The sequence below is a fragment of the Flexivirga sp. B27 genome (assembly GCF_052905685.1).
Map to the genome: position 1 here is coordinate 36,751 of NZ_JBPYUM010000007.1, position 21,605 is coordinate 58,355.

23 protein-coding genes and 4 pseudogenes are annotated in these 21,605 nt (G+C 67.9%); 7 read left to right on the forward strand and 20 right to left on the reverse strand.

From position 1 onward, the window contains the following. The 9 genes and pseudogenes from ACSZL9_RS18700 to ACSZL9_RS18740 all read right to left on the reverse strand — a co-directional run. Window positions 1–958: pseudogene (locus ACSZL9_RS18700) on the reverse strand (transcription-repair coupling factor); the annotation flags it as partial. Window positions 959–1,081: 123 nt separating this feature from the next. Beyond that, window positions 1,082–1,660, reverse strand: coding sequence for an aminoacyl-tRNA hydrolase (gene pth, locus ACSZL9_RS18705; RefSeq protein ID WP_446667043.1), 579 nt, complete (start codon window positions 1,658–1,660; stop codon window positions 1,082–1,084). Window positions 1,661–1,794: 134 nt separating this feature from the next. Beyond that, on the reverse strand, window positions 1,795–2,466 hold the full coding sequence (locus ACSZL9_RS18710; RefSeq protein WP_446667044.1) for a 50S ribosomal protein L25/general stress protein Ctc: 672 nt from the start codon (window positions 2,464–2,466) through the stop codon (window positions 1,795–1,797). Window positions 2,467–2,690: 224 nt separating this feature from the next. Continuing rightward, complete coding sequence (locus ACSZL9_RS18715) at window positions 2,691–3,668, reverse strand: ribose-phosphate diphosphokinase (RefSeq protein ID WP_446667045.1); 978 nt, start codon at window positions 3,666–3,668, stop codon at window positions 2,691–2,693. Then, complete coding sequence (glmU, locus tag ACSZL9_RS18720) at window positions 3,665–5,119, reverse strand: bifunctional UDP-N-acetylglucosamine diphosphorylase/glucosamine-1-phosphate N-acetyltransferase GlmU (RefSeq protein WP_446667046.1); 1,455 nt, start codon at window positions 5,117–5,119, stop codon at window positions 3,665–3,667. The genes ACSZL9_RS18715 and glmU overlap by 4 nt, the downstream gene beginning before the upstream one ends. A gap of 583 nt (window positions 5,120–5,702) precedes the next feature. Then, window positions 5,703–6,481: pseudogene (locus ACSZL9_RS18725) on the reverse strand (RNA polymerase sigma factor); the annotation flags it as partial. Next, on the reverse strand, window positions 6,478–6,879 hold the full coding sequence (locus ACSZL9_RS18730) for a YciI family protein (RefSeq protein WP_446667047.1): 402 nt from the start codon (window positions 6,877–6,879) through the stop codon (window positions 6,478–6,480). The gene ACSZL9_RS18730 and the pseudogene ACSZL9_RS18725, both read right to left, overlap by 4 nt. A 66-nt stretch (window positions 6,880–6,945) precedes the next feature. Continuing rightward, complete coding sequence (locus ACSZL9_RS18735; protein WP_446667048.1) at window positions 6,946–7,401, reverse strand: DinB family protein; 456 nt, start codon at window positions 7,399–7,401, stop codon at window positions 6,946–6,948. Window positions 7,402–7,582: 181 nt separating this feature from the next. Continuing rightward, window positions 7,583–8,299, reverse strand: a pseudogene (locus ACSZL9_RS18740) (IS1595 family transposase); the annotation flags it as partial. 56 nt (window positions 8,300–8,355) lie between these two features. Between ACSZL9_RS18740 and ACSZL9_RS18745 the strand changes: the two are divergent. Next, complete coding sequence (locus tag ACSZL9_RS18745; protein ID WP_446667049.1) at window positions 8,356–9,717, forward strand: IS256 family transposase; 1,362 nt, start codon at window positions 8,356–8,358, stop codon at window positions 9,715–9,717. Between the two features lie 43 nt (window positions 9,718–9,760). Here the strand turns inward: ACSZL9_RS18745 and ACSZL9_RS18750 are convergent. Beyond that, window positions 9,761–9,985, reverse strand: a pseudogene (locus tag ACSZL9_RS18750) (transposase); the annotation flags it as partial. A 38-nt stretch (window positions 9,986–10,023) separates the two neighbouring features. Here ACSZL9_RS18750 and ACSZL9_RS18755 point away from each other — a divergent pair. Both ACSZL9_RS18755 and ACSZL9_RS18760 read left to right on the forward strand, forming a co-directional pair. Continuing rightward, complete coding sequence (locus ACSZL9_RS18755; protein ID WP_446667050.1) at window positions 10,024–11,412, forward strand: DUF222 domain-containing protein; 1,389 nt, start codon at window positions 10,024–10,026, stop codon at window positions 11,410–11,412. A gap of 81 nt (window positions 11,413–11,493) precedes the next feature. Then, window positions 11,494–11,907: an immunity protein Imm33 domain-containing protein gene (locus ACSZL9_RS18760; RefSeq protein WP_446667051.1), complete on the forward strand. Its 414-nt coding sequence runs from the start codon at window positions 11,494–11,496 to the stop codon at window positions 11,905–11,907. A 3-nt stretch (window positions 11,908–11,910) separates the two neighbouring features. On the opposite strand, the gene ACSZL9_RS18765 is transcribed toward ACSZL9_RS18760, so the two are convergent. Beyond that, on the reverse strand, window positions 11,911–12,717 hold the full coding sequence (locus ACSZL9_RS18765; protein WP_446667052.1) for a GNAT family N-acetyltransferase: 807 nt from the start codon (window positions 12,715–12,717) through the stop codon (window positions 11,911–11,913). A gap of 60 nt (window positions 12,718–12,777) precedes the next feature. Between ACSZL9_RS18765 and ACSZL9_RS18770 the strand changes: the two genes are divergently transcribed. Further along, window positions 12,778–13,917, forward strand: a complete 1,140-nt coding sequence (locus ACSZL9_RS18770; protein WP_446667053.1) for a sterol desaturase family protein — start codon at window positions 12,778–12,780, stop codon at window positions 13,915–13,917. Window positions 13,918–13,976: 59 nt separating this feature from the next. Here ACSZL9_RS18770 and ACSZL9_RS18775 read toward each other — a convergent pair whose 3' ends face one another. Together ACSZL9_RS18775 and ACSZL9_RS18780 are read right to left on the reverse strand one after the other, a co-directional pair. Next, window positions 13,977–14,420, reverse strand: a complete 444-nt coding sequence (locus ACSZL9_RS18775) for a hypothetical protein (RefSeq protein ID WP_446667054.1) — start codon at window positions 14,418–14,420, stop codon at window positions 13,977–13,979. A 115-nt stretch (window positions 14,421–14,535) separates the two neighbouring features. Beyond that, entirely contained in the window at window positions 14,536–15,207 is a 672-nt protein-coding gene (locus ACSZL9_RS18780) for a maleylpyruvate isomerase family mycothiol-dependent enzyme (RefSeq protein ID WP_446667055.1), read from the reverse strand. A 76-nt stretch (window positions 15,208–15,283) separates the two neighbouring features. Here ACSZL9_RS18780 and ACSZL9_RS18785 point away from each other — a divergent pair, with 76 nt between their 5' ends. Further along, a complete protein-coding gene (locus ACSZL9_RS18785) occupies window positions 15,284–15,715 on the forward strand; it encodes a MarR family winged helix-turn-helix transcriptional regulator (protein ID WP_446667056.1) in 432 nt (143 codons plus the stop codon). Between the two features lie 199 nt (window positions 15,716–15,914). On the opposite strand, the gene ACSZL9_RS18790 is transcribed toward ACSZL9_RS18785, so the two are convergent. The 7 genes from ACSZL9_RS18790 to ACSZL9_RS18820 all read right to left on the reverse strand — a co-directional run bounded on the left by ACSZL9_RS18790 (window position 15,915) and on the right by ACSZL9_RS18820 (window position 19,606). Beyond that, window positions 15,915–16,514, reverse strand: coding sequence for a hypothetical protein (locus tag ACSZL9_RS18790; RefSeq protein WP_446667057.1), 600 nt, complete (start codon window positions 16,512–16,514; stop codon window positions 15,915–15,917). A gap of 26 nt (window positions 16,515–16,540) precedes the next feature. Further along, on the reverse strand, window positions 16,541–16,918 hold the full coding sequence (locus tag ACSZL9_RS18795) for a hypothetical protein (RefSeq protein ID WP_446667058.1): 378 nt from the start codon (window positions 16,916–16,918) through the stop codon (window positions 16,541–16,543). After that, a complete protein-coding gene (locus tag ACSZL9_RS18800) occupies window positions 16,915–17,301 on the reverse strand; it encodes a helix-turn-helix domain-containing protein (protein WP_446667059.1) in 387 nt (128 codons plus the stop codon). The genes ACSZL9_RS18795 and ACSZL9_RS18800 overlap by 4 nt, the downstream gene beginning before the upstream one ends. Beyond that, a complete protein-coding gene (locus tag ACSZL9_RS18805) occupies window positions 17,298–17,708 on the reverse strand; it encodes a hypothetical protein (RefSeq protein ID WP_446667060.1) in 411 nt (136 codons plus the stop codon). Before ACSZL9_RS18805 ends, ACSZL9_RS18800 begins: the two co-directional genes overlap by 4 nt. Then, window positions 17,695–18,423 (reverse strand): hypothetical protein, encoded by a 729-nt coding sequence (locus tag ACSZL9_RS18810; protein ID WP_446667061.1) that lies wholly within the window; start codon window positions 18,421–18,423, stop codon window positions 17,695–17,697. Before ACSZL9_RS18810 ends, ACSZL9_RS18805 begins: the two co-directional genes overlap by 14 nt. After that, window positions 18,420–18,608 (reverse strand): hypothetical protein, encoded by a 189-nt coding sequence (locus ACSZL9_RS18815; protein ID WP_446667062.1) that lies wholly within the window; start codon window positions 18,606–18,608, stop codon window positions 18,420–18,422. The genes ACSZL9_RS18810 and ACSZL9_RS18815 overlap by 4 nt, the downstream gene beginning before the upstream one ends. A 761-nt stretch (window positions 18,609–19,369) precedes the next feature. Further along, on the reverse strand, window positions 19,370–19,606 hold the full coding sequence (locus ACSZL9_RS18820; RefSeq protein ID WP_446667063.1) for a helix-turn-helix domain-containing protein: 237 nt from the start codon (window positions 19,604–19,606) through the stop codon (window positions 19,370–19,372). Between the two features lie 88 nt (window positions 19,607–19,694). Here ACSZL9_RS18820 and ACSZL9_RS18825 point away from each other — a divergent pair, with 88 nt between their 5' ends. Beyond that, window positions 19,695–20,252: a hypothetical protein gene (locus ACSZL9_RS18825; RefSeq protein ID WP_446667064.1), complete on the forward strand. Its 558-nt coding sequence runs from the start codon at window positions 19,695–19,697 to the stop codon at window positions 20,250–20,252. After that, window positions 20,249–21,448 (forward strand): site-specific integrase, encoded by a 1,200-nt coding sequence (locus tag ACSZL9_RS18830; protein ID WP_446667065.1) that lies wholly within the window; start codon window positions 20,249–20,251, stop codon window positions 21,446–21,448. The genes ACSZL9_RS18825 and ACSZL9_RS18830 overlap by 4 nt, the downstream gene beginning before the upstream one ends. Window positions 21,449–21,605: the final 157 nt, after the last annotated feature.

A 21,605-nucleotide genomic window follows, 5' to 3' on the forward strand; every position in this document is an offset into this window, starting at 1 on the left:
CGTGCGCACGCGTGCGCACCCGCTCCGGGTCGGCGACCAGCACGTGGGTGCCGTCCGGCACCACGTCGAGCAGGGTCTCCATGCCGCCGGCGGTCCCACCCGCCAGCAGGATCGGTGCCAGCGACTCCATGCCCTCGACCGCGATGCCCTCGGCGACCTTGAGCAACATGTCCTGCACGCCCGGCAGCTGCGTCGCGAGCGTCGCAGCACGTTGCCGGACGTCGTCGGTCAGCAACAACTCACGACACGGCGGCGCCCACAGGCCGTGCTCGGCGACCTCCAGACTGCGCTGGTCGGCGACCTTGAACCAGCGGATCTCCTCGACCGTGTCTCCCCAGAACTCGACACGGACCGGGTGCTCCTCGGTCGGTGGGAAAACGTCGAGAATGCCTCCGCGCACGGCGAATTCACCGCGTCGCTCGACCAAGTCCGTCCGGGTATATGCCGCACCGGCCAACGCTTCGACGACGTCGGGCAGCTCCGCCTCCTGCCCGATCCGCAACGACACCGGAGCCAGGTCCCCCAGCCCCTTGGCGATCGGCTGCATCAGTGCACGCACGCTGGCGACGACGACAGCGATCTCGCCATATGCCTCGTCCTGTGTGTCCGGGTGGGCGAGCCGGCGCAGCACGGCCAGCCGACGACCGACGGTGTCGCTGCGCGGACTGAGCCGCTCGTGCGGCAGCGTCTCCCAGCTGGGGAACTCCACGACCTGCTCGGCGGGCAGGAAGCCGCGCAGACTCGCTGCCAGGTCCTGCGCCTCACGCCCCGTGGCGGTCACCGCGAGCACGGTCCGTGCAGGGCGGTCGCCTCCGCCCTGTGCGACGAGGGCCGTCAGCGGCCCGCGAGCGCCCGATGCGCAGGCGATGTCGACGACGTCGGCGGTGCCGACGTGCGACATCAACCGCGCGACGGCCTCGTCACGCGCGAGCAGATCGAGCACGGGTTGCAAGCTCACCGGTGAGCAGCTCCTTCACACATCGCGGGCTGCGGGAGCAGACACGCAAAAGGGCCCCGTTCGCAGGCGAGACGGGGTTGTCGGGATCAATTCTAGACGGAGACTGCGACAGCGGCGCGAGCGTCAGCGGGCGTGGATGACGTTCTGGGCGTCGGTGAGGCCTTTGATCATCATCATCTCGACGGCCTCGGCTGCGTCGGGCACCAGGAAGTCCAACTCCTTGCGCTCGCTCGCGTTGAAGTCCTTCAGCACGTATGCCGCAGCGTCCATCCGCCCCGGAGGCCGCCCGATGCCGACACGAACCCGCAGGTAGTCCCTGCTGCCGACCGACTTGGTGATCGACTTCAGGCCGTTGTGACCTCCCTCGCCGCCGCCGCGCTTGAGCCGCAGGGTCGCGAAGTCGATGTCCAGCTCGTCGTGGATCACGACGAGCTGCTCGAGCGGCACCTTGAAGAAGCGCATCAGCCCCGCGACCGGGCCGCCCGACTCGTTCATGTAGCTCGTCGGCGTCGCCACGATCGCCGGACGCCCGGCGACGCGGATCGACGCCGCGAGCGCGCCCGCCTTGTGCGCGCGCAAGCTCGCCGCGCCATCGGTCGCCATACGGTCGATGACCATGGCGCCGATGTTGTGGCGGTTGCCGGCGTATTTCGGGCCCGGGTTGCCGAGACCGACGATCAGCCAGGGTGCTTCGTCAACCAACGTGGGGTCCTATCAGGATCGCTGAAACGCTTTGAAGATAACGCATTCCGGCTGCTCGCTCGCGTCCGGAGTGAGACCGGGTGCGGCCCCGGTCCTGTGCACAGGACCGGGGCCGCATCGTCGTGTTGTGGAGCTCAGCTCTCGTCGGAGTCGCCCTCTGCGGCCTCGCCGGAGTCGCCCTCGGCGGCCTCGTCCTCGGACTCGTCCTTCTCGATGCCGGCCTCGTCCTCGGCCTCGGCCAGCTCCTCCTCGAGCTCCTCGGCGGAGATCTGCTGGCTGACGTTGACGACGAGCAGCTCCTCGTCGGCGACCAGGCTGACGCCCTCGGGCAGCTCGACGTCCTTGGCCAGGATCTGGCTGCCGGCCTCGAGTCCCTCGACCGACACGGTGAAGAGCTCGGGGATGGCGATGACGTCGGCCTCGACGGTCAGCGTGACGGTGTCCAGGACGACGTTGGTCTCCGGTGCTGCTTCGCCCTCGACGTGGACCGGGATGTCGACGGTGACCTTCTCGCCACGCTTGACGATGACCAGGTCCACGTGCTCGATGATCGGCTTGATGGCGTCGCGCTGGACGTCCTTGGCCAGGGCCAGCTCGCGCTTGCCGTCGAACTCCAGAGTCAGGATCGCGTTGACGTGCTTCAGCGCGAGCATCGTCTCGTGCCCCGGCAGGGTCAGGTGCACCGGGTCGTTGCCGTGGCCGTAGAGCACGGCCGGGATCTTGTCGGCGCGACGGATGCGGCGTGCCGCGCCCTTGCCGAACTCGGTGCGGAGCTCCGCGTCCAGACGGATCTCTTTGAGAGCCATGGGTTTTCCTCGTTTCGTCGAGCAGCTTTTGAATGGAAGTGGCTGCCTCGACGCGGGACGCGGCGCGAGCGGTGCGAGATCGAGATCCGGCGCGCGGCAGCGGCATACGCAAATGGCCGCAGGTGCACACCTTGTCGATCACGGACGACGTTCGTGGCTCGTCCCTCGCCGAGGCTGGCGGCAGACATCGTATGCCGCGGGCCCGCGGCCACCCAAATCCGAGGTCAGGGCGTGAACATCGAGGTCACCGAGCCGTCCTCGAAGACCTCACGGATCGCCTTGCCGAGCAACGGCGCGATCGACAACGGCGTCAGCTTGTCGAAGTGCTTCTCCGGGGTGATCGGCAACGTGTCGGTGACGATGACCTCGCGGGCCACGGAGTCCTGCAGACGCTGCACGGCCGGGTCGGAGAAGATCGCGTGCGTCGCGGCGATGACGACACTCGCAGCACCGTCCTTGATCAGGGCGTCCGCGGCGTGGCAGATCGTGCCGCCGGAGTCGATCATGTCGTCGACCAGGATGCAGGTGCGTCCCTCGACCTCACCGATGACCCGGTTGGCGACGCTGGTGTTGGACCGGGTGACGTCGCGGGTCTTGTGGATGAACGCCAGCGGCGCGCCGCCCAGGCGCCGCGACCACTGCTCGGCGACCTTGATCCGGCCGGCGTCCGGCGAGACGACCGTCAGGTCCTCCGCGCCGTACTTGTCCTTGACGTAGCCGGTGAGAATCGGTAGGGCCTGCAGGTGATCCACCGGGCCGTCGAAGAAGCCCTGGATCTGGTCGGTGTGCAGGTCGACGGTCATCAGCCGGTCGGCACCTGCGGTCTTGAACATGTCGGCCATCAACCGGGCGCTGATCGGCTCGCGGCCGCGAGACTTCTTGTCCTGCCGCGCATAACCGTAGAAAGGCGTCACGACGGTGATCCGCTTGGCACTGGCTCGTTTCAGCGCGTCGACCATGAGCAGGTGCTCCATGATCCACTTGTTGATCGGTGCCGTGTGGCTCTGGATCACGAAGGCGTCGCAACCGCGCACCGACTCGTCGAAGCGCACGTACATCTCGGTGTTGGCGAAGTCGCGCAACTCGGTCGGCACCAACTGCGTCCCGAGGTCATCCGCGACCGCCTCGGCGAGCTCTTGGTGTGCGCGACCGGAGAAGACCATCAGGTTCTTCTCCGTGGTGCGCTTCATGCCAGTTGTCATTTCGGCTGTGACCCTTCCTGCCGTGCGCCGGCGGCATCCTGTGCGGCTGCCGCGGATGCGGTGCCGGGGCGTTTGCGGTCGACCCACCGGGAGATGTTGCGCTGCTGTCCGCGCGCGACGCCCAGCTCCCCCGCAGGCACGTCCTTGACGATCGCCGAGCCGGCCGCGACATACACCCCGTCGGCGATGTCGACGGGCGCGACGAGCACCGAGTTGCTGCCGACGAAGCTGTGCTTGCCGACGTTGGTGTGGCTCTTGGTGACGCCGTCGTAGTTGGCGAAGATCGTGCCGGCGCCGATGTTGCTGCCCTCGCCGATCGTGGCGTCGCCGCAGTAGGTCAGGTGCGGCACCTTCGCGCCGTCGCCGATGCGGGCGTTCTTGGTCTCGACGAAGCCGCCGACCTTGCCGCCGCGACCCAGCTCGGTGCCGGGGCGCAGGTAGGAGAAGGGGCCGACGGTGGCCTCGGGGCCGATCAACGCCAGCTGGGCGACGGTCCGCACCACGCTCGCGCCGTCCTGGACCTCGGTGTCGGTCAGCGTGGTGTCCGGGCCGATCTCGCAGTCGGCACCGACCGTCGTGGCACCGTGCAGCTGGCATCCCGGATGTATGACGGTGTCCTGCCCGACGCTCACCCCGACGTCGACCCAGGTCGAGTCCGGGTCGATGACGATCGCGCCGCTCTGCCGCATCAATGCATCCAGGGTGCGGCGGTTCAGCTCCTTGCCGAGGCGGGCCAGCTGGGCCTTGTCGTTGACGCCCTCGGTCTGCCACAGGTCCTCGAGCACGTGCCCGTTGACGCGCAGCCCGCGACCGACGGCGATCTCGACGACGTCGGTCAGGTATTTCTCCCCCGCCTGCGCGTGCACGCCGACCTCGGCGAGCGCTTCACGCAGCACGGTGGCGTCGAAAGCGAAGACGCCGGAGTTGAATTCGCCGATCTGCAACTCCTCGGGCGTGGCCTGCTTGTGCTCGACGATCGCCTGCACGGCACCGGTCTCGTCGCGGATGATCCGCCCGTAGCCCGACGCGTCGGGCAGCACACCGGTGAGCACCGTGACCGCGGCGCCGGCGCTCTCGTGCTCAGCAGTGAGCGCACCGAGGGTCTCGGCGGTCAGCAGCGGGGTGTCACCTAGGGTGACGACAACGGTGCCGGCCAGCCCCGTCGGCAGTGCTTCCAGGCCGCACTCGGTCGCCCGGCCGGTGCCGTAGACGTCGTCCTGCTCGGCGATGACGATGTCCTCGGAGATCTCACGGGCGGCGGCCGACACCGCTTCCTTCTGTGCCCGGACGACGACGGCAACGTGCGCTGCTCCGGTGCCGACGGCCGCGCTGACCGCGTGACCGACGAGGGTGCGTCCGCCGATGGCGTGCAGTGCCTTGTTGCGTCGCGACTTCATCCGGGTGCCGTCTCCTGCGGACAGGACGATGACGGCTGCGGGTGTTGCGGTCACGGGATGAGACTCCTGATGGCGCGGGTTCAGGGCACGCGTGCACGTGCGCACCCCGCGGCGATGCTACCGGGCGTTGCGGGTCGAGCGGGTCGTCGGTCTGGTCGTTGGCCCCTGCGGTCGGTCACGATCGGGCTGCCGCGCGGCGCCGCTCCAGGTCTCGGCGTTCGGCTGCATTGCCGGTCCGCTCGATGGCGCTCTCGTATGCCGTGTCGGCCTCCGTCATACGCCCGACGAGCGTGAGCATCCGGGCCCGCGCGGCGTGGAGGACGGCATACCGCTGCATCGTGGCATCCACCGCCAGCGGCTCGAGGGCCGCCAGACCGGCGGAGGGACCGTCCAGCTCGCCGACGGCGACGGCCCGATGCACCTGTATGACGGGACTCGGGTCGACCACGGCCAACTGGTCGTGCAGGGCGACGATCTGTCGCCAGTCGGTGTCCGCGAAGCGGGCCGCGGAGGTGTGGACAGCGGCGATCGCGGCCTGGATCTGGTAGCTGCCCGGCTGGTTGCGACGTAGGCAGCCGCGGACCAGGTCGTGACCCTCCGCGATGAGCGCGCCGTCCCAGCGGGTGCGGTCCTGCTCGTCGAGCGGGACCAGCTCGCCGTCGGCGGCCAGCCGGGCCGGGCGGCGGGCGTGGGTGAGCAGCAGCAGGCCGAGCAGACCGGCGACTCGGGTTCGTCCGGCATGAGTTCGCGCAGCAGGCGGGCCAGCCGGATCGCCTCCGTCGCGAGGTCGTCACGGACCGGGTCATCGCCTGCGGTCGCGAGGTGACCCTCGGTGAGGATCAGGTAGATCACGCGCAGCACGCCACCCAGCCGGTCGGGCAACTCCGCATCGTCGGGCACCCGGAACGGGATGCGCGCATCGCGAATCTTGGCCTTGGCCCGGACGATTCGCTGCGCGACCGTCGGCTCGCTGGTGATGAACGCGCGAGCGACCTCGGCCGTGGTCAGGCCGCCGAGGATGCGCAACGTGAGCGCGGTCTGCGCGGCCGGGGCGAGCGCCGGGTGGCAGCAGGTGAAGAACATCCGCAGTCGGTCGTCCGGCACGGCGTGCGCCCCCTGCATCTCGTGCAGCTCCCGGGGTTCGGGTTGCTGCTCCAGCAACTCCAGCGCAGCCGCTTCCTTGGCGTCGCGCTTCTGTTCCCGCCGGATGCGGTCGATCGCCTGCCGCCGGGCGGTGGTGATGATCCAGCCGGCGGGGCTCGGTGGCACTCCGTCCTCCGGCCACCGCCTGATGGCGACCTCGAACGCCGCCTGCACGGCGTCCTCGGCGAGATCGAGATCGCCGAGGACGCCGGTCAGGACCGAGACCGCGCGGCCGTATTCACTGCGGAACACGTCACCGACGTCGGCTGTCATGCGCCCGGCTCACCACCGATGAAGGGTGCGACCTCCTGGGCCAGCCCGGTCGCCTCGACATACCGGCTCGCCCAGCGCAGCGCCTCGTCGAGGTCCGCGACGTCGATGATGGTGATGCCGCCGACGAACTCCGACCCCTCGGCGAAGGGTCCGTCGGTCACGACGGGAGCGCCCGCACCGGGCCGCACCATCGATGCGGTCTCGGGCTGGTGCAGGCCGCCGCCGAAGACCCACGAGTCCTGTGCCGCGAGCTCCTGCTGTATGGCGCCGAGCTTCTCCATGATCGGCCCGAGCACGGACTGGTCGGGCACTTCACCGACGGGCTGGATCATCTTGAGCAGGTACTGAGCCATGACGTTCTCCTCGTGTCCGACGCCGGCCTCGTGCCAGCGTGTCATCTCCTACACGAACGGTGGTGGCGGAGATCGACATACCTGCTGGGATTTGTTTCCGGCTGGTGCTGACTACTTGGCGGCGTACAGGTCCCGGAGCAGCGCGGCTTCCGCGCCGTGGTGGATGAGTTCGTCGGCCACGTGCAGCACGAAGGCGCGCCCGGTGTCGGACGGGAACGAACGCTCTCCCACACGAATCTCGGCGTCGAGGTCGACCGCGCCACCGGTGAGGATCGCTCGGAAATCTTCGTACGCAGCGGACATGGAGCTGCGAGCCGATGCCGCGGTCTCCGCCGCAGTCGCCGTGCCCTTCCCGGTCGGTACGGCGAGACCCAACCAGAGCCAATTCCGCGGCGCGGTCAACAGGTCCGTGATGTGGTCCAGTCGCCAACGGATGCTGATCTCCGGTTCGGTCGGGGCAGGAAGCCAGGCCCACTCGGCGTCCGACAAGCCGTCAATGCGTTGCTGCAGGCGTTTCCAGACGTAGTCCAACAGATCCAGTACGTCATCGTCCGCGAGCGTGGTCACGGTCATATTCTGCCCGCGATGCGCCCCGGGAGTTGTCCACATCCCCTCGCCATTTCATGCAGCCCGTCAGAGGGATGTGGATAACATCCGATGACGAAAACTGTTGTCATTACTCATGATTCATGACATACTCGAACACATGACCTGCATCTCTGCTTGAATGCAGTTGTTATCCGCCGCCGACGAGGTCTTTGAGCGGGTAGGGGTCGCTGTCGACGGCCTGTTGAAGTAGTCGGTAGAAGAGCATTCCGCGTGCTCGTGAGGTTCTGCGGTTGAACCGGAAGGTGAATTCGTCGAGGTAGTAGGGCAGGTGCTGGTCGCTGACGCGGTAGTGCAGGGTGCCGGCGGTCCAGCGTTTCAACAGGCTGGAGACCAGGTGGGGTCCTGGCATCACGGTGTCGGGATCGGGGACGGTGCGGCCCTGGCGGGTGGAGTGATTGGCCTGGTGGTGGTATCCGAGTTCGGTGAAGCGCTTGAACATTCGCGCTCCATCGGTGTGGATCGTGGACCCGGGCTCGACGACTTCGGTGGCGAAGTCGATCATGTCCAGGCCACCGGCGTGTTCGGCGGCCTGGAGCCGCACGCGGCCCAGGCGGCCCGCTGCGGTGCGTTCGACCGCGATAGTGATCGGAGCCTTGTTCGTGCCGTTGCCGTCGGTCTGCCGGGTGCGCCCACCAAGGAAGCTCTGGTCGAGTTCGACGAGGCCTCCCAGCAGGTCTCGATCAGGGCGGACCATGACACGACGCAGTTTGTGCAGCCACGCCCAGGCGGTCTCGTAGGAGCCGAATCCCAGTGTGTCCTGCAGGCTTTGGGCCGATACGCCGTTCTTGCTGGCGGTCACGAACCAGATCGCGGCGAACCAGGTCGACAGTGGCGTATGTGAGCGGTGGAAGATCGTTCGAGGGTGTCAGATCTTTTGTGTAAGTGATCGGTCTTGATCCGGAAGGAAGACTGATGACTGTGACGAAGAAGCCGAAGAAGGACGAGCAGGATCTGGAACCGGAGGCTCGCAAGCTCGGGCGGGCCTTGTTCAGCGAGGAATTCGTGGACGAGATGGTCTCCCGGTCACGGGAGCAGGGTGTGCCGTTGACGGGCAAGGACGGGTTGATGGGCGAGCTGCTCAAGGCCACGCTCGAACGCGGAATGGATGTCGAACTGACTGATCATCTCGGCTACGACAAGCACGAACGTCGCCCTGAGGGCACGACGAACGCACGCAACGGGACCACGCCCAAGACGGTGGCGACCGAGGTCGGCGACGTCACCGTCGATCAGCCGCGGGATCGTGCCGGGTCGTTCGCCTCGGCGCTGGTGCCCAAACACGCCCGCCAATTGGGCGGGCTGGCCGACATGATCATCAGCTTGTACGCCGGCGGGATGACGATCCGCGCTATCCGCCACCACCTGGTCTCCACTATCGTCGCTGACTTGTCGCACGACACGATCAGCAACCTGACCGACGCGATAGGCGAGGAAGTCAAAGCCTGGCAGTCGCGCCCGTTGGAGCCGTTCTACCCGGTGATCTACCTGGACGCGTTGATGATCAACATCCGCGACGGCGGGCATGTGTCCCGCCGCGCCGCCCACGTCGCGGTCGGCGTCGACATCGATGGCGTCAAGCACGTGCTGGGCATCTGGATCCAAGCTGCCGAGGGCGCGAAGTTCTGGGCTGGGGTGTGCGCCCAGTTGGCCAACCGTGGCGTCAAGGACGTGCTGATCATCTGCTGCGACGGGCTGAGCGGGCTGCCCGAAGCGATCCAAGCCCAGTGGCCGCACAGTGTCGTGCAAACCTGCACCGTCCACCTGATCCGGGCCTCGATGCGGTTCGTGGCCTACGGCGACTACAAGGCCTTCACTAAGGCGCTGAAGCCGATCTACACCGCGGCCGATGAGGCTGCAGCGCGTGCGGCGCTGGACGAGCTGGCCGCGTCACCGCTGGGGGCCAAGTACCCGGCGGCAGTCGCGACGTGGACATCCGCGTGGGAGCGGTTCACCCCGTTCTTGGACTTCGGGCCGGCCGTGCGGAGGGTCATCTACACCACCAATGCGATCGAGTCGCTGAACTACCAGCTGCGCAAGATCATCAAGAACCGTGGCCAGTTCCCCTCCGACGACGCGGCAATCAAGTTGCTATGGCTCGCGATTCGCAACATCGAGGACAAACGCGATCGCGAACGCGCGAAACAAGCCGGCCGCGGTGCGAAGCGTCAATCAGTGCCCCGCCTGGTCGAAGGAGCTGTCGTGACGAACTGGAAACAAGCGATCAACGAGCTCTTCCTGAGCTACCCCGACCGCGTCGAGCCCTACCTCAACTAACCAACACCGACCGCATCACTTACACAGAAATCTTGACAGGCTCGATCGTTCCCGCGGTCGACGAGGTCTTGCGCCCGCACTCGGCGCACATCCACAGGCCGGCGCCGGTGCGCCAGAAGTCGCCACCACCGCACTCCGGGCAAGAGAAGCCGTTTGGCCACCGCAACCCACCCAGATACTCGCGGCAGCTTGCATCGTCGGGGAACCAGGATCGGAATTCCTGGTAGCTGCGCGGGTAGTCAATGCCACCAACGGGTTTCGAGACCATATCTCAGCCTACTGCACTCAAGCAGATATGCAGGACACATGAACGAACTCGGATCGAACGACAGCAACGGCGCTCCGGTGCTCGACGCTGCCACGGTCCGGGCGTTCCACGACCGCCTCGACGAACCCCTCCCGGCCGCCACCACCACTGCCGACGGCGACGGCGCGGGCACCGAGGACCTGTGGGCGCAAGCACGAGCCTTGTCAGAGCTGCAAAACGCGATCAGCGCCCGCCTCGCACACGTCGTAGTCACCGCCCACGAGCAGCAGCGCGACTGCGACGACGGACGCGGGATCGCGCGCAAAGCCACGAAACGCCTGGTCGGGTCCCAGGTCGGGTTCGCCCGCCGGTGCACCCCACACCGCGGCAGCCACTTCGTGAACCTGGCCCACGCCCTCGTCAAAGACATGCCCCACACCCTGTCCGCGCTCGCCTCCGGGGTCATCTCCGAACACGACGCGCACCAGGTCGTGCAGGTAACCTCCGGACTGACGCATGCCGAACGCGCCCACGTCGATCACGGCATCCGCGACGACCTCGGCACCGTCACCGGCCGCCGGCTGGCACACCTCGCCAAAGAACAGGCCTGCCAGGTCGCCCCCGAGGCGATCGCCGACCGCCGCAAACACGCCGAGCAAGACCGCCGCGTCAGCCTGCGACCCGCACCCGACAACATGTGCCGCCTGTCCGCACTCCTACCCGTCAAAGACGGCCTGGCCTGCATGGCCGCACTCAACAATGCCGCTGACACCGAGAAAGCCAACGCCGAGACTCAGGGCCGAGACGCGAGGCCACGCGACCAGGTCATGGCCGACACCCTCACCGAACGCATCACCGGACGCGCCCGCCACCACAACCCCCTCGGCGTCACCGTCAACCTCATCCTGCCCACCGACACCCTCCTCGGCGACACCCCGGCGCACGTGCCCGGCTACGGCCCCGTCCCCGCCGACCTGGTCCGCGAATGGGTCGCCACCGGCGACCCCACCGGTCCACAAATCCGCAGACTGTTCACCCACCCCGGCACCGGCGACATCGTCGGCATGGACACCCGAGCCCGCACCTACCCCGGACTCCTGGCAAGGCTGATCCTCTTTCGCGACCAGACCTGCCGCACCCCCTGGTGCTCGGCGCCGGTGCGCCATACCGACCACATCACCCGCCACACCGACGACGGCGAAACATCAGAACGCAACGGCCAAGGCCTGTGCGCCCGCTGCAACTACACCAAAGAACACCCCGACTACCGAGTCACCGGACACGCCGGCCACACCACCATCCGGACCGCCGGATTCACCACGCACAGCCGACCACCCGCACCACCCGGCCAACCACCACCGACCAACTCACACCCCGAACGCACCCTCATGGACGTCCTCTTCGAGCACGGCCTACGCACCCGAGACCACGAGGACGACACCACCTGATCGGCTGGCGCCCGCCACCGCCGGGCCTGGCAGACTGCTGCCAGCTACCAGCCGCCCAGCTGCAAGGTGAAGGAGTATGCCGTGGCGTTCGGGTTCCGCAAGAAGAGCGACAAGCCGTCCGACGAGCCGACCCGCGACGAGCGGGTGGAGTTCATCCCTCAGGCGGGCGCGTGCCTGGTGACGACACATGTCCGGGACGGCGTCGGCCGGGTGAAATTCATGCATCGCCAGGAGTCCCAGGCGCCCGCGGACAACGGCTGGCGCATCTTCGGCGAGCACGACACGCAGGACTACATCAACGACGGCAACCCGTTCGTGATCATGGACTTCAACCAGGTGTGTGCCATTGAGCCGGCACTCATCGGCATCTACGACTTCCCGGTCGGCAGCGACCTGGCGATCGAGCGCGACGACCGCATCCGGATCATCGACGCAACCACCGGACGCGAGATCCCGCCGGAGAATTTCTACGTGCCGCCGAAGTTCAGGGCCTGACCGTCAGCGCTCGTCCCCCGCAGCACGTCCCGAAGGCGCCCGATAGGCCTGCACGTTCTGCGCCGCCTCCGTGAAACCGAGCGACCGATAGAGCCGACCGGCCGGGTTCGTCGCCTGAGTGACGATCACCCATTCGCGGGCGCCTCGCTCCCCCGCCCACTGCGCCGCGACGCCGAGCAGGTGACCTGCCAAACCCTTGCGCCGATGCTCGTGATGGGTGCCGACGGACTGATATCGAGCGGTGTCGCCGAGCACCACGATGCCGAGGTCGGCAACCAACTCCGCGCCGGCGAAGGCGCCGAAGAATGCCGCGTGCCCCGCCTCGACCAATTCGCGACGCTCGGCTGCCTGATCGCGCGAATAGCGTTCGTAACCAACGGGTTCATGCTCCCCTGTGAGTCGATTCTCTTCGACGTTGCGGCGGATCAGCCGCTCCCAGTCGTCGTCGGAGCGCAGCTCGCGAGCGACATACCCGGTCGACAGCGGCCGCAGCTGGGGCAGCGCGTCGCTGACCAACACGTCGTCGCTCTCGATCTCGATGCCATGGGCGGCATACCCGGCGGGGTCGGGCACTCCGGGCAGGTCGATCGCGACATGCGCGGCATCGGGGAACTCGGCCGCGAACACCCCGAGCCACCGGTCGGCATCCGACGGGTCGCCCGTAGTCACCAACACGAAGTTGCCCCAGTGGAAGAGCGGGTTGCGCGGCGAGCGTATGACGACGTGGTCACCCCGATCGGTGATCTCGGCATCCTGCAGCTTCAGGATGCCGAGGTCGGTACGCCGTCCCGGCGAGAGCTGTGCGATCACCTGCAGAAACCTACGCGGTGAACGCCTGAAACGCGCGCCGGTTTCGGCGACACTGGAGGTATGAAGCTGGACCTCACAGTCATGGCAATTCCGGCGTTCATCGGATCGATGGCCGCCGAATACGCCTGGCAACGCCAGCATCCCGTCGAGCCGGGGACACGCGCGGGCGATTACGAGTTCAAGGACACCATGGCCAGCTTGTCGATGGGCCTGGGGTCGCTCGTAGCGCCATATGTCTCCAAAGCGCTGCTCGGACCGCTCGCGGGGCGCGGCAAGGCAGCCAAGGCGGCCATGACGATCGCGGTCGGCGCGACGGCTGTCACCACCGCAGTCGACGTGGTGCGCAAGCTGCGCAGCGACGACTTCGGCGAGGCGGGCGTCGCCGACTGGGACACTCGCGCGTTGCAGCAGAGCACGCCGGCGCCAGAAGGGCAGCACACCAAGCCGGTTCTGCGCCGGATCACCGGCGGTGTCGCGGCTGTCGCCGTGGCCTCGACAGCACTTGTCGTCGCGACCGAGTGGGGCGCCACCACCACCGGGCAGAAGCTCTTCGACCTGACCACACTGGATCTCGGCGACGGCGTCCTACCCGCGACACTGGCCGTGCTCGGCTGGGACTTCATCTATTACTGGAACCACCGCTTCGACCACGAGGTCCGCTGGATGTGGGCGATGCACTCGGTCCATCACTCCAGCGAGCGATACAACCTGTCGACGGCTCTGCGACAGCCGTGGGGCGACTCGCTGACGCTCTACGTTCCCTACAGCCTCCTCGCGCTGCTCGGGGTGCGACCGGCGCACATCATGAACGCTCGGGCGATCAACCTGATCTACCAGTTCTGGATCCACACCGAGGCGATCCGCTCGACCGGCCGGTTCGAGCGCTTCCTCAACACCCCGTCGCACCACCGTGTCCACCACGGCACCAACAGCGAATACCTCGACCGCAACCACGGCAGCATCCTGATCCTCTGGGACAAGCTCTTCGGCACCTTCGAGCCCGAAAACGCCCAGCCGGTCTACGGATTGACCACCAACATCGACACCTTCAACCCGGCGAAGATCGCCGGGAACGAGTGGGTCGACATGTTCACCCAGGTCGCGCACGCCGAGAGCTGGACCGAACGCTGGTCGTACCTGCTGCGCTCCCCCGGGTGGGCCTACAGCCACCGAGAGGTGGTGCCGTCAGTCGCGGCGTGACACGGGCGGGCCCGGGATCTGCGAAGACCCCGGGCCCGCCCCACGCTTCAACTGCTCGCTCAGGGCGAGAGCTTGATCGAGTTGATCGGCGTGAGGTACCGCTTTCCGTGGGTCCAGCCGCGCATGGTGCTGCCGCAGTTCGTCCCGTTCGACCCCTTGCAGAAGCTCACGGTCGCACCGCCGTACTGATGGTTGTCGACCATGTGCGTCCCGTACTGGTTGTACAACTTGTGCACCCCGTAACTCCAGTACACATTCGACGGCTTGTCGTTGTTCCAGCCCGTGCCGGGATAGATGCAGACCGCGCCCGTTGGGCAGCCGTGATAGCTGCTGCCCGACACTGATGAGCTGCCAACGTCCGCAGTGCTGTGCGCCCCCGGCGTGACCGCTCGACCATTGGCATCGGCGGGTGCAGCAATAGCTCCGCCTGCCGACAGGCAGATGGCGCCGACCGCTGCAGCCGACGCGGCCGCCAATGATCCGGTCATGCGCTTGCGGTTCATGTGCATGTTTCTCACTCCCCTGAGTTGTTGTACTGACCTGACGCAGGCTGGCCGACGCTTCTTAATCAGCGGTATATGTGCGCCACACGGTCACTTGGGGAGAGATGTGCCGGGCTCAGGCGGCGACCGGCCTGCGCAGCCGTCGCCGGAGCACGTCCGCGCCGATGCCTTCCAGGACGGACAGGTGCGCGGTGCGCCCGGTCAGCAGCAGGAAGAGGTCCACCATCGGACCGCGCACCTCCGCACCGGCCCCGTGACGCCAGGCGACGTCGGTGGCGACGAGGCGCAGACCACCCAGCGGCAGCGCCTTGAAGACCTTCGCGCTGCCTCGCCCGCCATACGACAGCACACGCTCGGCGGCGATGACCAGATTTCCGACGTCGGTCCGGACCGGTCGACCCAGCGGCTCGGCGATGTCGAACCCGTGGGCGATCGCGTCGATCAGCATCTCCTCGACACCGAGACCCGGCATCGTGCGCCGGCCGCCGATCGTCTGTCCCACCCGATCGACGAGCTCGTCGGGCGAGCGCTTCCGGGCGACCCACCGCGCGCCCTGGGCGATCATCGCGTTGGTGCCGCCGAGGGTTGCGCGAGGAACGTGCAGCATCATCCCGGCCATCGCGCCCGGCCCCATCAGCGGGAAGGTCAAGTGGGCCGCAACGTCGCGGATCGTCCACGACTCGCACAGGGACGCCTGCCCCCACTCCTGCGGTGACAGGTCACGCAACAGGTCGACAGTGACCTGCCGCTGCTCGTCGACTGCTCTCCACAACTCGGTCTCGTCCATGTCGCAGCTTCTTCCAGGACCTTCGGTAAAGTACGACTATGGTACTAACTTTCCATGATCCCCGGAAGCACCTCCGATGAGCCGGGAACTGCCGCTGGGCTTCCTGATGTTCCTCGGTTACCGCGCCACAGAGGACAGGATCTTCGCTGCACTCGAGAGGGCCGGTCACGTGGAGCTGACTCGCGCCCAAGGTCGACTGCTGGCGGGCATGGACGAGGAGGGGACACGCGTGGTGACCCTGGCGACGCGCGCTCGGATCAGCAAGCAGACGGCCGTCTCACTGCTGGATCATCTGGAACGGATCGGGTATGTCGAGCGGACCGTCGACCCCGCCGACCGGCGAGCACGCCTGGTCCGCTTCACCCAGCGCGGACGGGACGTACTGCCCGTGGCCCGTGCCGAGGAGGAGCGCATCGAGCAGGAGTGGCGGACGATGCTCGGAACCCGGCTTCACCGCGAATTGTGCTCTGCGCTGGATGAACTCGCGCGATGGGCGGACCCGAGCTGAGCTTCGGATCGAAGCTCCCCGGGTTGGAATCGAACCAACGTCGCTAATCCTGATTCAAAGACTGGCACCGGCCGTGACGCCTAGTTTCGGCCGGTGCCGTCTTTTGTGCGTTTATGCGGCGATTCGGCGTTCACGGTGCCGGGCGGTGTCGCTCGGTGCCGGGCCGTCTGTGAGAGCCGCGTGAGACTCCGCACGTAACTTATTCCTCGGATCCGCGTTGCTCGGCTGCTCTCTCCCGCTCCACAAGCAACTCGACCAAGTTTCGGACCGTCAGAGGCTTTCCGTCGGAGTCGAGTTCGCCGACCAAGTTGTCACCGTCCCGTAGGCGCTCACGGTCGCTCCGGTCGTGGGGGCGGAGCCCGTCCGCAGGCAATCCCTCCCTGAGCCAGCACGTCAAGCGCGCCATGATGTAGCCGCCTTGCCACGCGGCAGCGCGAAGATCGACGTCGTCACCGCGCAGGTCGAGCACCTCACGGGCCTGCTGATCGGCCCATGCCGCCGCGTCCGGGTGATCCGCCGTCTCCCGCACCGAGAACAGTGTGAGCACATGGGCCAGGTGGTCCAACCGTTCATCGGTCTGCATTCGTAGCCGCAGCGGGTGAGCAGCCTCGAAGATGGCGACAATGCCCGACTCTGTACGACTCCGGCTCTCGGCCTGCCGTTCGTCTTCGCGTTGCCTTCGATACTTTCGCTCATCGGTTCTGCGAGTGAGCCAGAAAACGCCGACCGCGCCGAGCAATGCAATAAGCGAGCCCGCGCCACCCTGAAGAACACGCGACCACCACTCCGCTGACGACACGCTCTCACCGTAGAGCCTCCGATCTATTAGCGGGGACCAATCAATGCCGATCGAGAGTTGGCGTCGCCGTATCCGTCTCGCCACCATGCGCGGACGGAGTCCAGGGCATCGGTGAACCACGGCCGGGGCACGCCGTCGGGGTCGAGTAGCGAGGCGCGGGGAGGCTGCCCGGTGAGGCGGTCCCGGCCGCGTTCGGTCGTCGTGAACGTGACGGCGGCTGCGGTAGACAGCGGCCAGTCATCGGCGGTGCCCGGGTCCGCGTTGGGGTCGGCGTGCGTCAGGAAGTAGGCGACGAACCGGCATTCGTCGTCGGTCGGCTCGGCGGCGGCGAGGAGATCCGCGAGTGTCGGGCCGTCGTCGTCGCGGGCCGCGAGATCGGCGGCGAGCGTTTCGAGCGCGGTCACACGGCGCGTAAGTCGTTGCTGTCCCATATGGCTTCCAATCGGTCGAGTCGGGCCGCGAGGTCGTCACGGGCGAAGCGGTCGGCGAGGTCGAGCACGCCGAGCGCGAGCCGGGCGCGTGTGGGTGCGGGCGTGTGGCCGTCGAGCATGAGTGCCCGTGCGACGTCGGCGGCTGCGACGCTCGCGGCGAGCACCGCTGAGCGGGCATCGCGGAAGGTGCCCGATACGGCGTCGGCGACCGCTGCGGCGAAGTCGGGCCGGTTCCGCCATCTGCGGAGAGTCCGGGCTGACACGGCGCACGCGTCCGCGACTGCGGCGGGTTCCGTTCCGGCTGCGAGCATTTCGACCGCGCGGCGTTGCTGCTCGGAGAGGTCAGCGGCGGTCACGGTCGGTCACCTGCGGCCACACCGAGAATGAGCGTTGGCCGGTGCTCGCCACGGTCAGCGGTGCCGAGGTGGTCCGGCCGGACGCAACGGCCGTTGCCGCATTTCCTGACCACCACTTGCCAGCCGGGCACAGTCACGCCGTGGGCGAGTTCGTAGGCGCGGCGGGAGACCGTGACCGCGTGCCGCTGCTGCGGATCCCATGCGCGGCATTGGAGACCGTCGCGGCCCGTCGTCGGGCCGGTCCACGTCGCACAGTCGCCGACACGCACGGTCCGGGAGCGGATCCACACGGGTAGCCGGGCGACATCGTCGGCGTAACGCACCGCTGTCGGTCCTTTCGGGTAAGCGCTGACCGGCCGCGCGCCGGAAGGCATCACGCGGCCGGTCAGCGGGTCAGAGACGATCACGCACCGGGTCACGGTCGGGCGTGGCGGGCGGGCTCGGCTCACGGGTGCTCGGTTCAGGCGTCTCGTAGCGCTGCACGCCGAGGCGTTCGGACGCGACGGGGTCACGTTGCACCCGGCCGCGAGGTAGGACCGCGTCCGCGAGCGCGAACGGGTCAGAGTCGCCGAGGCTTGCCAGTGTGGCGACTGCCACGGGTCCGGCTGTCCGGTCGGCCAACGATGCAGCGGGCCGGACACCATGCGCGGCGACGTGCTCACGGTCGAGCGCTGCCCGCACCTCGCGCACCTGCCGCAGCGCATCCGAAAGCCGTTCAGCGTCGGCGGTGACCTGCCGGACGTGCTCGACTACGGTCGGCGCTTCAGTGGTCCACCATTCCGAGGCCGCAGACTGCACCCGGTCGGCGAGATCGGCCAGCAGCGCGACGCGAGTTGCACGGTGCGCGCGGACCCGCTCGCGGGCACGGGCTGCGACCATGCCGGGCACCGGGTCGAGCGTCGGCCGCTCGCCGGGCGGATCGGCCTCGCCGAGCGCTGCCGCCGACAGTTGCCGGTCATACTCGCGGAGCGCTGCCCGGTGTTCCTGCTGCGCGTCGCGCTCTCGATCCTGTGCGACCCGTTGCCGGTCGAGTAGATCGGCCTCCCGGTCGCGGTACTCGGTCCACTCGGGGAACGCGTCCACGAATACGGGAACGGCTCGGGCAGCCCTACGCGCGGTCACCGGGAACGCTCCGAACCGTTCGCCCACCGTGCGGCGAGCGCGGCGACGCGTCGGCCGCGCGACGTCATCGGCCGCGCCATCATCCGCAGCGCTGCGAGTTGGCCGCGATGCTCAGGCGTCGGACGCTTCACCCCTTCCAACGCTGCTAGCCGGTCGTCGTGCTCGGGCTTCCACCTGTCGATCATCGGTACTACTTCCTTCCGGTGTTGAGGTTGTCCAGGCCGGGGGCGGCCTGGCGTTGTCGTCGGTGCTCGGTGCGCTATCCGGGGCACGCCGTCCTCTCGCATCCCGGGTGCGTGCTCTGGCCGGGTTGGTACGTGTTCATCGGTTCGTGACAGACGTCGCACAGTTCGCGCGGCCAGCCGTCCGGGCCGGTCTCGCGCGGGGGTAGTTCGCCTTTCCTGGCCTCGCCGTTGCCTTTGCCTTGCCTCGCTGCGTCACGGGCTGCGTCACGCGGACCTGTCACACCGATGTCACCCGCGTGACCGACGGGCGGCGAATCCGCACCGTTCCGCGACATATTCGGCGCTTGCGTGCCGTGCTCGGTGTGACACGGGTGTGACGCGTCACGCTCAGCGTCACGGTTCGCGGCGTGACCGGAGCGTGACGAGTTGGCGCGGTTCGCGCGCGACTTCCGTTGCCGCTCACGGGCGTTCGCTCGGAGCCGGTCCGCTTCCTGCGCCGTGGTCTGTGCGTCTTGGTGCCGAACGTTGCGCCAGCCGTCGCCGTCGGCCTTCCACACACCGGCCGTGACGAGTTCGGCGGCTGCGTCGTGGCGTGGGCCGTCCGGGTGAAGGAATCGCAGCGCTGACTGGGGAATCCGGCCGTCTGTGCCCTGCCCGACCGACCATGCAAGGCCGTTCAGCCACACACGGAACGCGGCATCGCTGACGCCGTCCAGCACCGGGTCACCCGCGACGCGCTCGGGTACTCGGGCATCCATCGGTCAGGCGCTCGCGGTGCCGGTCTCGCTCAGGAAGCGGCTGAACGCCTGAGCAGGGATCACGTAGCGCTTGCCGAGGCGACGGCTCGGAATCGTGCCATCGCGCAGCAGGGCATATCCGGCCGTTCGGCCGACACCGACTGTCGCGAATGCTTCGTCGGGCGTGATCGTGACGCGGGCGTCAAGGTCCGCGCGGGTCAGCGCTGCGGGCCGGGCTGCCTCTCGCGTGGTGTTGTTCATGGTGCGGTTCCTTCGCGTTGGCGGTTCGTGGTGCCAATCGTGAACGATTTGCTATCAATTGGTCCAGCAACGGACTAAACTCGTACCTATGGACGTCGATAAGGCACTAGCCGCAGGACTCACGCGCGAGATCACCGATGCACGACGCCGAGCGTTGGACGGCGACCGACGGTCGCGCGCTTGGACAGACCGCGACGTTGCGCGGCGTATGTCGGAGGCAGGTTGGCCGATCGCACACCCGGCCGTGATCCGGGCACGCAACGGTCAGCGGACGGTGAGCGTTGGCGAATGGTTGGCGTTCGCGTTCGTACTGTCGGTGCCTCCACTGCGGCTGATTCAGCCGGACGCGGGGCAGACGGTGAGCGTCGGCGGCCGCGAGCGCACGGCGGACGAAGTGCGGCGATGGGCACACGGTCACGCACCGCTGCCAGACACGCTGGAGCCGGGGATCTACTACGCGTCACCCGGGCTCGCCGAGCCGAAGGCGTCGCACTTCGCGAGCACGTTTCGGGTGCTCGCGGACCAATTCGACACCGCGACAACGGATCTCGAACGGCATGACGTCGCCGTGCACGCGCTAGCGACGGTGGCCGGGCACATGAGAGCCGAGCAGACGAAGCGCACACGGAAGGGAACACGCAAATGAGAATCGCGAGACCGCAGCCGGGCGAGCCGGTCCGGCTGCTGACCGGGCCGGACGGTCGGCCGACGTTGGGCAAGGACGGGCAGCCGCGTTACCGGGCCGTCGTGGACGTGGGCACGACGGGTGCCGGGAAGCGTCGGCAGTTGACGACGACTCACCGGAGCCTGAGCGCCGCGCGCGACTGGGTGACGAAGACGCGCGCCGAGGTGCGGGCCGGGACGTTCACGGCACCGGAGCGGACGACGTTCGACCAACTCGCCGACGAATGGTTGGCGTCGAAGTCGAGCGTTCGGGACGTGACGCGGCGCGGGTATGCCGACGTGCTGAAGGCGGTTCGGGTGCAGATCGGCGCGGAACGAGTGCAGCAGATCACCCGGGCCGATATCGACGGCGTCATGGTGGCGCTCGCGACGGACGGCGGGCGGCTCGGTCGTCCGCTGTCGCGCCGGTCGCTTCAGTACACGCTGACGACCATGCGCGCGGTGTTCCGGTTCGGCATCCCGCGATTGATCCCGGTCAATCCGGCCGACGGGGTCGAGATCCCGCGCGCTGCGGCGCGCCGGGCCGAGGTCACTCCGTGGGAGCCTGCCGAGTTGCTGAAGTTCCGGGCAGTCGCCGACGATCACGAGTTGGCGGGCGCGTGGCGGCTGTCGCTGTCCGGGCTGCGTCGCTCGGAAGTGCTCGGCCTCGCATGGGACGCGGTCGACTTGGACGCGGGCACGGTGCGGGTAGAGCGCGGCCGGGTTCGCGTGGACGGGTCGCACACGGCGACGGATGACACGAAGTCGTCGGCGTCCGAACGGACGGTGCCGGTCGAGGCGTTGCACCCGGGCACGGTCGCGCTGCTGCGGTCGCTGAAGGTCCGGCAGGCAGCGGACCGGCTCGCGGCCGGTTCGGCGTACAAAGACACGGGTTATGTCGTGGTGGACGCGCTCGGGCAGCCGTTGGCACCGGAGGCGTTCACGGCCGCATTCACGGCGCTCTGTCGTGACGCGGGCGTGCCGGTCGTCCGGCTGCATTGGTTGCGGCACACGCTCGCGACGATTCTGCACCGCTCGGGCACGGAGGCTGCCGACGCGGCTGCGATGCTCGGGCACTCGACAACGGTCCACCTGACCTATTACGTCACCAGTACCCGGCCGGGCATCGACAGGGCAGCCGCCGCGTTCGCGGCCGCGCTATCTACTACCGGCTCGTAGTGGTGGTGCCCGAGCGGCCAGATTCTGATCGCTTGGGTTTCACGACGACTTTCATGGATGGCGTCTTCGCTGACTTCGTACTGAAAGATCCAGTCCGCGCACTTGGCCGAGGGTACTGGTACTTCGACCGCGGCACTGCTGCGAACGAACTCGCATA